The following is a 13,381-nucleotide window of genomic DNA, read 5'->3' as shown; positions in this document are numbered from 1 at the left end:
GAGCCTCCAATAGATTTCTAAAGGGACCAACCAATTTTTAATGCGACAAGGTCAAATGGCTGAGCTCTTTCCGAAGTTTTAGAAAGTGCTGCTGAAGAGACTTCATCAAAGAGAAATCTCCTCCCCGCTCTGCCAATTTGATCTTACTTTCAATCTCGCTGCTCTCCCTTCGGAGCCGCTTCGCCCGGAGGGAGAGAATATAGTCGCGCGCCGTTTGCTGCACATTCTCATAACGGTTTTCACGAACGGACAGACGGCTGTACAATGTGAGGAGGGGCGCTTCGATCTCGTTCAAGCGGTTCGGCGAAAACCACCGGCCCTCCTCCCGATTCCAAAAATGAGAGAGTATCCCCCGAATCTGCGGGTCTGTAAAATCTTCCAGATCGAGCTGATCGGCAAGCGCCGAAGGGTCGATTTGACTCTGAAGGAGGAGCGAGGCAATCGTTTCCTCATCGTGAGGAAGCTTCGACTCCGCAACCGGCGCCGGCCGGCTCGGAGAAACCTCTTTTTTATTCTTCCGGGTCCGGGAGGAAAATTCGGCCCTAAGGTCCCGCTCTTCAATCCGAAGTACATCGGACAGCCGCTTGAGGTAGTGGCTTTGTTCGACCTTGTTCTTTAATCTCTCGATGAGGGGGAAGATTTCTTCGGTTACTTTTATTTTATCATCAACAGACTTGAGAGCGGAAGCCTCCGTCATCTTAAAAATGGCGAAATCGATCGGCGTTTTTCCCTCCTCCAGTTTCTTGAGAAACCCGGCCTTCCCCTCCTTTCGAATAAACAGATCGGGGTCTTCCCCGGAAGGGAGAGAGATCACCTTGGCCGAGATCCCCTCTTCGATCAGAAGGGGGGCCGTCCGAAGCGCCGCCCGGGCGCCCGCCTCATCCGGATCGAAAATCAGAAGGACCTTTTCCGAAATTCTCCGAATGAGCCGCAGATGGTCCTGTGTCAGGGCGGTCCCCATCGTCCCGACGGCATTGGGAATTCCGGCCTGGTGGGCGGCAATCACGTCGAAATAACCCTCGACGATAATCAGAGCGTTGATGCCGGCCCCTTTGGCCCGATCCAAGGCGAACAGGTGTTTCCCTTTGGTGAAGACGGGGGTTTCGGGGGTATTGAGATATTTCGGCTGCGTGTCGTCGAGAACCCGCCCGCCGAACCCGACCACCCGCCCTTGCAGGTTCCGGATGGGGAAGAGAACACGATTTCGAAATCGATCGAAAAGTCCTTCTTCTCCCTGCGCCCCCTCCCTCCTGGAGGTCAATCCGGCCTTTTCCAAAAGAGAACGGGAAAACTGCTTGCCGAGCTGTTTGAGAAGATCATCCCGCCGCGGCAGCGCAAATCCGACGGAGAAGGCTTTGATCGTTTCGGCCGTGATCCCCCTTCCCTTCAAATAATCTCTGCAAAAAGCCCCTTCGGGCCGTTCGATCAGATTCCGGTGAAAATAGGCGGCCGCCGCTTCGTTCAGTTCATAAATTTGCGCCGCTTCACGCCGGGCCGGACTTTCTCGCTCATCCGGTCCCGCCTCGGGAAGCGCCACCCCCGCCTTGCCGGCCAGCCTTCGGAGCGCTTCGGGAAACGCAACCCCTTCGACCTTCATCACGAATTGAAAAACATCTCCCCCGACCCCGCAGCCGAAACAGTGAAAGAACTGCTTCGAGGGGTTGACGCTGAAGGAGGGCGTTTTTTCGGCGTGGAAAGGACAGAGACCGGTGAAATTCTGTCCCGCCTTCTTGAGGGTGAGGTATTCGGAGACAACGGAGACAAGATCGCTTCTGTCCCGAATGGTTTCGACGAGTTGATCGGAAACCCTTCTTCCATTCAAAGAGAGAGACCTTCCCTGACGATTAAGATCAAAGCTTAGAAATCGCGGCTTACCTTCGGTTTATTTCTGCCCAAGGCATTCTCGGACCATCTGGCTGACCTTGCTTCCTTCCGCCCGTCCCACAAGCTGCGGGACGAGGAGCTTCATCACTTTCCCCATATCCTTTACGTCGGCCGCCCCGGACTGGGCAATCGCCTCTTTGATCTTGATCCGGAGATCCTCGTCGGAAATCTGCTGAGGAAGAAAGGATTGGAGAATGGCGAGCTCTTTTGTTTCTTTATCGACGAGGTCCCGACGTCCCCCTTTTTCGAACTGCTCGATCGACTCCTTCCGCTGCTTCACGGCGGAGCTGATCACCTGAAGGATCTCCTCGTCGGTCAGCTGCTGCCCTTTGCCCTTGTCGATCTCTTTATTTTTGATGGCCGAGCGGAGCAGACGGATGACGGAAACCCGGTCGGTGTCGCCGGTCCGCATCGCCTCTTTCATTTCATCAACGAGTCTTTGCTGCAGCGCCATGATGGGGGGAGGAACCTCATTATCAATGGACGAGATTGCCAGAATGATCGGTACAGTAAATTTTAACTATAGCAAACCGGTTGTTGCTTGTCAACTAATTGTTTTTATTTCCTTTTTCCACCCGATACATTATCCGGGAGGCCACTGCAGGGAACGCCCCCCAAGTAAATGAATATGGAGGTGAAAAACGGTTTGGCCGGCATCCCGCCCTGAATTGACCACCGTACGGAAACCTCGCTCGGCAATTCCCTTTTCTCGCGCCAGCTTCGGGAGGGTCAGAAAGAGATGGCTGATCGCTTCGCGATCGTCCGGCGTCAGATCGAGCAACCCGGAGAGATGTTTCCGGGGAATGAGCAGAAGATGGACCGGGGCCTGCGGATTGATATCTTCGAAGGCGACCATCTTTTCATCTTCATAGACCAGTTTACTTGGGATCTTTTTCTCTGCAATCTTGCAGAAGAGGCAATCGCCCCCCGCAGAAACCGGTTGCTTCGACATCATGACTCCTCGCTATGGTTTTTTCCTCACTTGAGTCCTTGATTTTTTTTCGGCCAACCCCGATTGAGACGATCGCCGGCGAAGCTCCGCTTCAATGGCTTTGAGCGGGATCTGATGATGGTTCAGCGCGACCCAGAGATGATAAAGGAGATCGGCCGTTTCGTGGACCACCGCTTTTTTGTCTCGATTCTTCGCGCTGATCATAAACTCGCCCGCCTCCTCCCCCACCTTCTTCAAGATCCGATCGATTCCCCCCTCGAAAAGGGTGGTGGTGTATGACTTCGGAGAGGGGCGCCGTTTCCGATCCGAGATCGTCTGATAAAGCGCCTCGAAAACAGGAAGGTCCGGTTTCGATGGAGCAGTCGGCTTTGCGCCGTTGGGGGTGATCTTCTCAAAAAAGCAGGAGCGGCTCCCGGTGTGGCAGGCGACACCGACCTGTTCGACTTCGATCAAGAGGGTGTCTTGATCACAATCGGTGTAAATGGCCTTCACCCTCTGGACATGGCCCGAAGTTTCCCCTTTTCGCCACAATTTTTTTCGGGAGCGGCTCCAGAAGTGGGTCTCCCCCGTTTGGAGCGTTTTCTGAAGCGAGGCGGGGCTCATGTAGGCGACCATCAAAACATCTTTCTTCCGATGATCGACGATGACGGCGGGGATGAGACCGCGCGAGAATTTAAGCGGATCGGCTTTCTTTTTCATACGAGCCGGACCGGCACCCCCTTCTTCGAGAGATAGGCTTTCGCCTGCGGAACGGAATAGGTCTGATAGTGAAAGATCGAGGCCGCCAGCACGGCGTCGGCTTTTCCGACGGCGATCCCTTCATAGAGGTGATCCAAAGTCCCCACCCCCCCGGAGGCGATGATCGGAACATGAACCGCTTCGGCCACCGCGCGGGTCAGCGCCAGATCGTATCCCTGCGTCGTTCCGTCCCGGTCCATGCTGGTGAGGAGGATCTCCCCGCAGCCGGCCGTCTCCATCCGCTTGGCCCACTCGACGGCGTCGATTCCGGTCGCCTTCCGTCCGCCGTGGGTGAACAGTTCCCAGCCGTTTTCATCCCTGCGCTTCGCATCGATGGCGACGACAATCGTGGAGCTGCCGAACTGAAGCGCCGCCTCCCGGACGAACGCCGGGTTCTGCACGGCGGCGGTGTTGATCGAGACCTTATCGGCCCCCGCGGCGAGAAGCGTCCGGACATCTTCGAGGGTCCGGACCCCGCCGCCGACCGTCAGCGGCATCGAGACCTCCTCGGCGGTTCGCCGGACGATATCGAGCAGAATCTCCCGCTCATCGGAAGAGGCGGTGATGTCGAGAAAGCAGAGCTCATCGGCCCCCTGCGCCTCGTAGAGCTTGGCGATCTCCACCGGATCGCCGGCGTCTTTGAGATTGACGAAGCTCACCCCTTTGACGACCCGCCCCCCCTTTACGTCGAGGCACGGAATGATCCGCTTCGCGAGCATCAGGCTTCTTCTCCCCGGAGCGCCGCCAAGGCTTTCGGAAGCGAGAGGGCCCCGGTGTAGAGGGCCTTTCCGACGATCGCCCCCTCGACCCCCGGGATCTCGGCGAGCTGCTGAATCTGCGGTAGGGTGGTGACCCCCCCCGATGCAATGATCGGGATCTCCACCTGCATGCCGATCTCCCGGAAAAGCCCGATGTTGGGACCGGCGAGCATCCCGTCTTTTTCGATATCGGTCAGGATCAGCGCCGCGACCCCCGCCTCCTCCATCCGAACCGCCAGCGTCGCCGCCTCCTCCGGATGGACCTCCGTCCAGCCGCGGACGGCGACCCGCCCCTTTTTTGAATCGATCCCGGCGATGATCCGACGCGGAAATTTCCGCGTCGCCTCTTTCACCAGCGGTTCGTTCTGCAGCGCCGCCGTCCCCAGGATCACGGCCGCCGCCCCGGCCGAGAGATAATGCTCGATCCGATTGAGGCTGCGAATCCCGCCGCCGACCTGAACCGGAATCTTCACCGCTTTGATGATCCGCTCGATCAAGTCATAATGGACCGTTGCGCCGCTGACCGCGCCGTCGAGATCGACCAGATGAAGCCGCTCGGCCCCCTGGGACTCCCACTGTTGCGCCATGGCGACCGGATCTTCGGAGAAGACCGTCTCGGAATCCATCGCCCCTTGTATCAGCCGGACGCAGCGTCCGCCTTTGATATCGATCGCAGGGATTACAATCATCTTCCCTCCCTAATTCAATTTTGCGAAATTGGCAAGCATCTGAAGCCCCATCCGTTGGCTCTTCTCCGGATGGAACTGGCAGGCGAATACGTTCTCGTGCGCGATCGCCGAGGGAAAACGGACGCCGTAGTCGGTGGTCGTCGCCACCCAATTATTTTTTTTCGGAGCCCCGTAGTAGGAGTGGACGAAATAGAAATAGGCGCCGTCCGGAATTCCCTCCAAAACGGGGCTCTTCTTTTCGATCCGGATCTGATTCCATCCCATGTGGGGAACTTTCAAATCTCCCTCCGGGAATCGGACCACCTGCCCCGGTACCAGATCGAGCCCCGGATGGGACCCGAACTCCATCCCCTCCGTAAAGAGAATCTGAAGTCCCAGGCAGATGCCAAGGTACGGTTTTCCCGCCCGGATCGATTCGGTGATCGGTTTGAGAAGACGAAGCGTGTCGAGGTTCTTCATGCACTCCGGAAAGGCCCCCACCCCCGGCACCACCAGATGGGTTGCGTCCGAGACCGCCTTCGGATCTGAAGTAACCACGGCGGCATACCCCGCCCGCTCAAACCCCTTCTGAACGCTCCGAAGATTCCCCGACCCATAATCGACAATGACGATTTTCATACGTGAGAATATTAGAGCTTTCCCTTCGTCGAAGCGACCCCCTTCAACCGGGGATCGATCTGCGTCGCTTCATCGAGCGCCCGGCCGAAGCCTTTGAAGATCGCCTCCAGGATGTGGTGCGGATCTTTTCCATAGTGAAGGTTGATGTGGAGGTTGATCTTGCATTGATCGACGACGGCGCGGAAGAAATGCTCCACCAAATCGGTATCGAACTCCTTGATCTTCTTTTTCGGCATTTTCACCTGGTAGACGAGATAGGGACGGCCCGAAAGATCGACCGTCACCTCGGCCAGCGCCTCATCGAGCGGAATCGACGCATGGCCGAACCGCCGGATTCCCCGCTTCTCCCCCCAGGCCTTGGCGAGCGTCTCGCCGAGAACGATCCCGATATCTTCGACGGTGTGGTGATCGTCGATCTCGACATCTCCCTTCGCCTTCACCGTCAGATCGAAGTAGCCATGCTTCGCAAAAGCGGAGAGCATGTGATTCAGAAACGGGAAGGGGGTCTCGACCTGATACTTCCCAGCCCCGTCCAGGTCGATCTGGATGGTGATTTGCGTCTCTTTTGTCTCCCGTGTCACGGCGCCGTTACGCATTATTGTTCACCCGAATTCGGACCATGTTGGCGTGCGCCTCCAATCCTTCCACCTCCGCGATCCGGACGAGGTGTTGGCCGCTTTTCTCCAGCGCTTCCCGGCTGTACGAAATCACGCTGCTGCGCTTCACGAAGTCATCGACGCAGAGCGGCGAGAAGAACCGCGCCGTCCCGCCGGTCGGGAGAACGTGGTTCGGCCCCGCGATATAATCGCCGAGCGCCTGCGGCGTCTGCTCGCCGAGAAAGACCGAGCCGGCATGGACGATGCCGTCGAGGTAGGCGAACGGCTCGGCCACGAAGAGGGAGAGATGCTCCGGGGCGATCTCGTTCGACATCGCGATCGCTTGCTTTAAATCGGGAACGATGAAGGTGACGCCATGATGCCGCAGCGAGGTCGTGGCGATCTTCTTCCGGGGAAGCCGGGCGAGCTGCGCCTTCATCTCCCGCTCCACCTTCTCGACGAGCGATTTGGAAGTCGCCAGGAAGATTACCACCGCCTCCTCATCATGCTCCGCTTGCGAGAGAAGATCCGAGGCGACATAGGTCGGGTTGGCCCGGTCGTCGGCGATGATCAGCAACTCGCTGGGGCCGGCGATCATATCGATATCGACCAAACCGTACACCAACCGCTTGGCGGCGGCGACGTATTGATTCCCCGGCCCGACGATTTTATCGACCTTGGGAATCGTCTCGGTCCCATACGCCAAGGCGCCGACCGCCTGCACCCCGCCGATCCGGTAGATCTCCGTTACGCCGGCAATATCGGCGGCGATGAGCATGTAGGGATTGAGCACCCCGTCCGGAGAGGGGGAGACGATCACCAGGCGAGGAACCCCCGCGACCCGGGCGGGGATGGCGTTCATCAAAACAGAAGAGGGATAGGCCGCCTTCCCGCCGGGGACATACAGTCCGACCCGCTCGATCGGATGGACCCGCTGGGCAAGATAGATCCCGTCGTTCTGAACGGTAAACCCTTCTTTCTTCTGTTTTTCATGGAAAGCGGTAATCCGGTCGGCGGCATATTGGAGGCTCTCCACGACGGCGGGATCGGCCTTCTCATAGGCCCGCCGAGTCTGATCTGCATCGACCCGCATCTGGTCCGGGGTGAGTTTCAGCCGATCGAATTTTTCTGTATAACGCAGAACCGCCTTATCTCCTTTTTCCCGAACGTCATCGAGGATCTTTCGAACGGTCTTTTCGATTGTCCGGTCCCCGACATCCAATCGATGGAGCACCTTCCGATAAACCGCCTTAAACCGCCGATCTTCGACATGAACCGTCTTCATCATTGTTCGACCTCGTATCCCTTTTTCTACCGGTGAACCTTGACCTTCGATTCCCGACTGCCGCTCTTTTTTAATTCCTTCTTCACCGCCTCCATCAACTTCTGCACGGCCGGATATTTGATCTTCAGGCTGGCGCGATTGACGATCAGCCGGGCGGTGCATTGGGCGATCTCATCGACCACGCCGAGATGATGCGTCCGGAGCGTTTCCCCGCTGGAGGTGAGATCGACGATCTGATCGGCCAATCCGACTAGCGGCGCCAGCTCGATCGAGCCGTAGAGCTTGATGATCTCGATCGGGATTCCCTTCTCCAGGAAATAGCGCTCGGTGATGTTCGGATACTTCGTTGCGACGCGCAGCTTGGAGTGCCCGTTCGGCCGCTCCCCGTTCCCATTGCCGCTCGGACCCGCCAGAACGATCCGGCAGAAGCCGTATCCTAAATCGACCGGCTCATAAACGTCCCGCATCTGCTCCAGCAAAAGATCTTTTCCGACGATCCCGACGTCGGCGGCGCCGTATTCGACATAGGTCGGAACATCGGTCGCCCGGACGAGGATGATTTTGATCTTCTTCTCCGGGACGTCGAAGGTGAGACGGCGGCTCTCTTCGGTCAGTTCCGCCGGAACAATCCCGAGTTGGCCGAGAAAGGGGATCGTCAGCCCAAGGAGTCTCCCCTTTGACAGTGCGATCGTGAGGGTCGGCTTCTCCATCTAGGCCGCTCCTTTCACCCGGCGGATCGAAGCCCCGACTTTCGAGAGCTTCTCCTCGATCCGCTCGTATCCCCGATCGAGATGATAAATCCGGAGCACCTCGGTCTCTCCTTGCGCTACCAGGCCGGCCAAGATCAACGAGGCGCTCGCCCGAAGATCCGACGCCATCACCGGCGCCCCCGACAGCTTCTGCACCCCTTTGATCACAGCGTGATTTCCCTCCAGCCGAATCTCCGCCCCCATCCGGCGAAGCTCGGCGACATGGTTGAAGCGGTTCTCGAAGATCGTTTCGGTGACGACGGAGAGGCCGTCCGAAATCGACATCAGCGCCATCATCTGCGCCTGCATGTCGGTCGGAAATCCGGGATAGGGGAGGGTCTTCACATCGACCGCATGGACGGCGCCCCCTTTGACCCGAAGGAGATCTTTCTCCTCCGTCACGGTCGCCCCCGCCGCCCGGAGCTTCTCGATGACGCTGGCCAGATGTTCCGCGCGGCCGTGGCGGATCACCAGGTCCCCTTTTGTGATCGCCGCGGCGATCATGAAGGTCCCCGCCTCGATCCGATCGGGCATCACCCGGTAAGAGGCACGCTTCAGCGCGGCAACCCCTTGGATGGTGATTCGGTCGGTCCCCGCCCCCTCGATCCGCGCGCCGCAGGCGTTGAGAAACTGCGCAAGATCGGTGATCTCCGGCTCGCAGGCGGCATTCTCCAACGTCGTCGTCCCCTCCGCCAGGGTCGCGGCCATCATCAAATTTTCCGTTCCGGTCACGGTCGGGAGATCAAAATAGATCTTGGCCCCCTTTAGTTTGCCCGCCTTGGCATGGATCATCCCATGCTCGATCTTGATCTCGGCCCCCATCTTCTCCAGCGCGGTGAGGTGGAGCTGAATGGGGCGCGCGCCGATGGCGCAGCCGCCGGGAAGAGAGACATGGGCCTCGCCGCAGCGGGCCACCAGCGGCCCCAAGACCAGAATGGAGGCCCGCATCGTCTTGACGAGATCATAAGGGGCCTCGCAACTCTTGATCGTCTTGACCTGAACCGAATGGACCCCCTCCTGCTCGCTGATCTCCGCTCCCATTCGCTGTAGCAGCTTCTTGGTCGTGGCGACATCCATCAACTTCGGAATACCGAGCAGGGTTTGCGGTTCGGAAGAGAGAAGGGTCGCCGCTAAGATGGGGAGCGCCGCGTTTTTCGCCCCGCTGACCTCAATCTCGCCGATGAGAGGAGCCCCCCCCTGGATGACGATCTTATCCATCGGCGCCTCGTCTCCGGCAGACAGCGATCCGATCGATCCCGGCCGGATCTTGGAGAAAGGTTGCGCTGAACATCGTCTCCTGCGCGGCATAGGCTTGGAACCAGGCCGCCTGCCCCGCCCCGAGCTCAAAGAGGAGAGATCCTTCTTGCGTGAGAAAAGAAGGGGCTTTCCTCAGAATACGCCGATAAAAGGCGGTTCCCTCCTCCGGCGCGAAGAGGGCCTGCGCCGGCTCGAAATCGCGCACCTCCGGTTGAAGGGTGGGTCGATCTCGCTCTGGGATATAAGGGGGATTGCAAACGATGAGATCAAACCGATCCGCTCCCGCTTGAAGCGGCGCGAAGAGATCTCCCCGCACGAAATAAAGCTGCGGAAGGCAGCCGTGGCGCTCCGCATTTACGCGTGCCGTCTCAAGGGGCCTTTCATCGATGTCGGCGGCAACAACGTGAGAGTGGGGAAATTCTTTTGCCAGCGCAATCGCCAGCGCCCCGCTCCCGGTGCAAAGATCGAGAATACGACAGGGAGCAGGCGAGATCGTGCGCGCCCGCTCGACGATCAGCTCGGTCTCGGGCCGAGGAATAAAAACCCCGGGGCGGACCGAAATGGAGAGCCCGCAGAAATCGACCTGACCGGTAATGTATTGGATCGGCTCGCGCCGGGCGCGCCGCGTTAAATATGATTGAAAGAGGCCCTCTTGATCGGTCTCGATCGGCCGCGCAGGTTCTAAATATAGATCGATTCTACGGCAGGAGAGAAGTGCGCAGAGGAGCAGTTCGGCCTCCCGCCGGGGCAGGGCGATTCCTTGCGCTTCGAGGAAAGCGGTTCCTTGGCCGAGAAGTTCGGAGACCGTTTTTTCTTTTGTCATGGTGATCGGCATCTTCATTCAGGAGGAAGCGGGGTTGCTCGTCTCCAATCCCATTCAGGAAGAATTACGATTCGGCCAATTGCTTTGCCTCATCATCGGCGATGAGAGGCTGAACAAGGGAGTCCAGCTCTCCCTGAAGAACCTGATCGAGCTGGTAGAGGGAGAGGTTGATCCGATGATCGGTCACCCTGTTTTCCTTGAAATTGTAGGTGCGAATTTTCTCGCTTCGCTCTCCGGTCCCGACCTGGGATTTCCTGTTTTTTGCAATCTCCGCCTCTTGCTTCTCCCGCTCGACTTCCAGCAGGCGGGATCGGAGGATCCGCATCGCCTTGGTTCGGTTTTTTAATTGGGATCGCTCATCCTGGCAGGAGACGACGAGGTTGGTCGGAAGATGGGTGATCCGGACGGCGGAATAGGTCGTATTGACGCTCTGGCCGCCCGGTCCGGAAGAGCAGAAGGTATCGATCCTCAGGTCTTTCTGGTCGATATGAATATCGACCTCTTCCGCTTCGGGGATGACCGCGACCGTCACGGTGGAGGTATGAATCCGCCCGCTCGCTTCCGTCTCCGGTACCCGCTGAACGCGATGAACGCCGCTTTCGTATTGGAAATGACGATAGGCCCCCTTTCCCGCAACCGAGAGGATGACCTCTTTCAAGCCTCCGATTCCAGTCTCGCTGGAGTCCATCATCTCCACCTTCCAGCCCTTCTTCTCGGCATATTTCATGTACATCCGGAGAAGGTCCGACGCGAAAAGGGCCGCTTCGTTGCCTCCCGTCCCGGCGCGGATCTCGAGAAAGAGATTCCGATCGTCCAGGGGGTTTTTCGGAATAAGGAGCCTTCTGAGAATGGCTTCCTGCGCCTCTTTCTTCTGCTGAAGCGTATTCCACTCCGACTCCGCCATTTCGCGCAATTCCGCCTCCGCCGCCGGATCCCGCCGGACCTCATCGGCTTCCGCGATCTCCTTGAGAAGCGACTTGTAGGTCTCGTATTGCTGGATCGTCTCCACGTATTCAGACCGTTCTTTCGCGAGACGAATCTGCTCCTTCGGATTCGCCAGCACCTTCGGGTCGGACAGCTGAGCGCCGAGCACTTCGTATTTTTTAAAGATTCCTTCCAGTTTGTCTGTCAAGAAATCTTCTTTAGAGAGAACCATTTCTTTCCCGTACCGCTTGGTTAAGTTCAGATACCAGGCTTACCCTGGACCACTTAGAGAGGAGAAAATAAAAAACCTGCCCGGCGGGCAGGCTCTGGAAGAGGAAGTCGGGGGCTATTTCTTCGCGTATTTCTTCTTGAACCGTTCGACGCGGCCCTCGGTATCGATGATTTTCTGGGTCCCGGTGAAGAAAGGATGGCAGGAGGCGCAAATCTCAAGGCGGATTTCGCCTCGGGTCGACTTCGATTTAAGCACCGCCCCGCACGCACAGGTGATCTCCACCTCTTTATATTCGGGGTGAATGGCTGGTTTCATTGCAATCTCCTTTTATTTCATAAATGGGCATAGATCGAGCGTGAGATTATAGCTTAAATCACGTTTACTTTCAAGCCCTTTTTACTTGTTCATCGATTCCAAGAATTCTTTATTCGTTTTGGTCCCCCTGATCTTGTCGAATAAAAATTCCATCGACTCAATTGTCGAAAGGGGGCTCAAGACCTTCCGGAGAATCCACATCTTGTTGAGGTCTTCTTTATCGACCAGCAACTCTTCTTTACGTGTTCCGGAAAGGGTCATGTCGATCGACGGGAAGATGCGGCGGTCGGCCAATTTCCGGTCGAGGTGAAGCTCCATGTTGCCCGTTCCTTTGAACTCTTCAAAGATGACGTCATCCATCCGGCTTCCGGTATCGATCAGGGCGGTGGCGATGATGGTGAGACTGCCGCCGTTTTCGATGTTTCGGGCCGATCCGAAGAACCGCTTCGGCCGTTGCAGGGCGTTGGCATCCAAACCGCCGGAGAGGACCTTTCCGCTCGGCGGAACCACGGCGTTGAAAGCGCGGGCCAACCGGGTGATCGAATCGAGCAGGATGACGACGTCCCGCTTGTGCTCGACCAGACGTTTCGCTTTTTCCAGGACCATCTCGGCCACCTGGACGTGCCGCTGGGCCGGCTCATCGAAGGTGGAGCTGACGACCTCCCCCTTCACCTGGCGCTGCATATCGGTGACCTCTTCAGGGCGTTCATCGATGAGAAGAACAATCAGAATGATCTCCGGATGATTCTTCATGATCGCTTTTGCGATCGCCTGCAACAGCATCGTTTTACCGGTTCGGGGCGAGGCGACGATTAATCCACGCTGTCCCTTTCCGATCGGGGTGATCAAATCCATCACCCGGGTCGAGTAATCTTCCTGGCTGTACTCCAGCTTAATCCGCTCCAACGGATAAAGCGGGGTGAGGTTGTCGAAGAGGATCTTATCCCGCGCGACCTCCGGCTCTTCGTAGTTGATCTTTTCTACCTTCAGCAACGCAAAGTAGCGCTCGCTCTCCTTGGGAGGCCGGATCTGGCCGGAGACGATATCGCCTGTTCGGAGATTGAATCGCCGGATCTGCGAGGGAGAGACATAAATGTCGTCGGGTCCGGGGAGGTAATTGTAATCGGGGGACCGGAGAAATCCGAAGCCGTCCGGAAGGGTTTCCAGAACCCCTTCGCCGTAGATCGTTCCATTTTTCTCGGACTGGGCTTGCAGAATCGCAAAGATGAGCTCTTGTTTTCTCAGGTTGCTCGCGCCTTCGATCTTCAGCTCCCTGGCCACCTCAGTCAGGTCCGCAATGCTTTTCTCTTTCAGTTCGGCAAGATTCATCTTTTTCTCCTTGATATATTAAATCTTACAGTCAGTTTCTATTCAGGTATTGATTAAATGGTTTAAAAGTGTAAAAAGGGCGAGCATGTCAGATAGGATTTATCCGAATATGACCTTCATCGATATATGTTTAGATCGCATCATCATTAATTATAAGAATTGAACGAGGAAGGGATCGTAAGACGAGTAGGCAATTAGCTTATGGCCATCATTCCTTTTATGGTTTTTTTTA

General features: G+C 57.2%; 15 protein-coding genes. All 15 read right to left on the bottom strand.

Annotated features, from left to right (window positions below; all coding sequences use genetic code 11):
• Positions 1-37: 37 nt before the first annotated feature.
• Positions 38-1,822, bottom strand: coding sequence for a DNA primase (gene dnaG / locus MNODULE_RS02510; RefSeq protein ID WP_168057910.1), 1,785 nt, complete (start codon positions 1,820-1,822; stop codon positions 38-40).
• 60 nt (positions 1,823-1,882) lie between these two features.
• On the bottom strand, positions 1,883-2,338 hold the full coding sequence (locus MNODULE_RS02505) for a GatB/YqeY domain-containing protein (protein WP_168057909.1): 456 nt from the start codon (positions 2,336-2,338) through the stop codon (positions 1,883-1,885).
• Between the two features lie 129 nt (positions 2,339-2,467).
• Positions 2,468-2,839 carry a histidine triad nucleotide-binding protein gene (locus MNODULE_RS02500; RefSeq protein ID WP_238339186.1) on the bottom strand — a complete coding sequence of 124 codons (372 nt, stop codon included), beginning with the start codon at positions 2,837-2,839 and terminating at the stop codon, positions 2,468-2,470.
• Between the two features lie 9 nt (positions 2,840-2,848).
• Positions 2,849-3,535: a bifunctional phosphoribosyl-AMP cyclohydrolase/phosphoribosyl-ATP diphosphatase HisIE gene (gene hisIE / locus MNODULE_RS02495; protein WP_168057908.1), complete on the bottom strand. Its 687-nt coding sequence runs from the start codon at positions 3,533-3,535 to the stop codon at positions 2,849-2,851.
• Positions 3,532-4,293 (bottom strand): imidazole glycerol phosphate synthase subunit HisF, encoded by a 762-nt coding sequence (hisF, locus tag MNODULE_RS02490; protein ID WP_168057907.1) that lies wholly within the window; start codon positions 4,291-4,293, stop codon positions 3,532-3,534. The genes hisIE and hisF overlap by 4 nt, the downstream gene beginning before the upstream one ends.
• Positions 4,293-5,021: a 1-(5-phosphoribosyl)-5-[(5-phosphoribosylamino)methylideneamino]imidazole-4-carboxamide isomerase gene (gene hisA / locus MNODULE_RS02485; protein ID WP_168057906.1), complete on the bottom strand. Its 729-nt coding sequence runs from the start codon at positions 5,019-5,021 to the stop codon at positions 4,293-4,295. The genes hisF and hisA overlap by 1 nt, the downstream gene beginning before the upstream one ends.
• Positions 5,022-5,030: 9 nt before the next feature.
• Complete coding sequence (gene hisH, locus MNODULE_RS02480; RefSeq protein ID WP_168057905.1) at positions 5,031-5,639, bottom strand: imidazole glycerol phosphate synthase subunit HisH; 609 nt, start codon at positions 5,637-5,639, stop codon at positions 5,031-5,033.
• An 11-nt stretch (positions 5,640-5,650) separates the two neighbouring features.
• Positions 5,651-6,238 carry an imidazoleglycerol-phosphate dehydratase HisB gene (gene hisB, locus MNODULE_RS02475; protein ID WP_422666744.1) on the bottom strand — a complete coding sequence of 196 codons (588 nt, stop codon included), beginning with the start codon at positions 6,236-6,238 and terminating at the stop codon, positions 5,651-5,653.
• A complete protein-coding gene (hisD, locus tag MNODULE_RS02470; protein WP_168057903.1) occupies positions 6,228-7,523 on the bottom strand; it encodes a histidinol dehydrogenase in 1,296 nt (431 codons plus the stop codon). Before hisD ends, hisB begins: the two co-directional genes overlap by 11 nt.
• Positions 7,524-7,546: 23 nt before the next feature.
• Positions 7,547-8,230 (bottom strand): ATP phosphoribosyltransferase, encoded by a 684-nt coding sequence (gene hisG, locus MNODULE_RS02465; protein ID WP_168057902.1) that lies wholly within the window; start codon positions 8,228-8,230, stop codon positions 7,547-7,549.
• Positions 8,231-9,487 carry a UDP-N-acetylglucosamine 1-carboxyvinyltransferase gene (murA, locus tag MNODULE_RS02460; RefSeq protein ID WP_168057901.1) on the bottom strand — a complete coding sequence of 419 codons (1,257 nt, stop codon included), beginning with the start codon at positions 9,485-9,487 and terminating at the stop codon, positions 8,231-8,233.
• Entirely contained in the window at positions 9,480-10,349 is an 870-nt protein-coding gene (gene prmC, locus MNODULE_RS02455) for a peptide chain release factor N(5)-glutamine methyltransferase (protein ID WP_168057900.1), read from the bottom strand. Before prmC ends, murA begins: the two co-directional genes overlap by 8 nt.
• A gap of 64 nt (positions 10,350-10,413) precedes the next feature.
• Positions 10,414-11,481 (bottom strand): peptide chain release factor 1, encoded by a 1,068-nt coding sequence (gene prfA, locus MNODULE_RS02450; protein WP_168057899.1) that lies wholly within the window; start codon positions 11,479-11,481, stop codon positions 10,414-10,416.
• 138 nt (positions 11,482-11,619) lie between these two features.
• The gene (rpmE, locus tag MNODULE_RS02445; protein WP_168057898.1) at positions 11,620-11,820 is read right to left on the bottom strand and encodes a 50S ribosomal protein L31; all 201 of its coding nucleotides are present in this window, start codon (positions 11,818-11,820) and stop codon (positions 11,620-11,622) included.
• Between the two features lie 81 nt (positions 11,821-11,901).
• The gene (gene rho, locus MNODULE_RS02440; protein ID WP_168057897.1) at positions 11,902-13,149 is read right to left on the bottom strand and encodes a transcription termination factor Rho; all 1,248 of its coding nucleotides are present in this window, start codon (positions 13,147-13,149) and stop codon (positions 11,902-11,904) included.
• Between the last annotated feature and the right edge of the window lie 232 nt (positions 13,150-13,381).

Origin of the sequence: Candidatus Manganitrophus noduliformans (assembly GCF_012184425.1) — a bacterium.
GTDB classification, from domain to species: domain Bacteria; phylum Nitrospirota; class Nitrospiria; order SBBL01; family Manganitrophaceae; genus Manganitrophus; species Manganitrophus noduliformans.
This window is presented reverse-complemented; position numbering and strand designations above follow the sequence as displayed.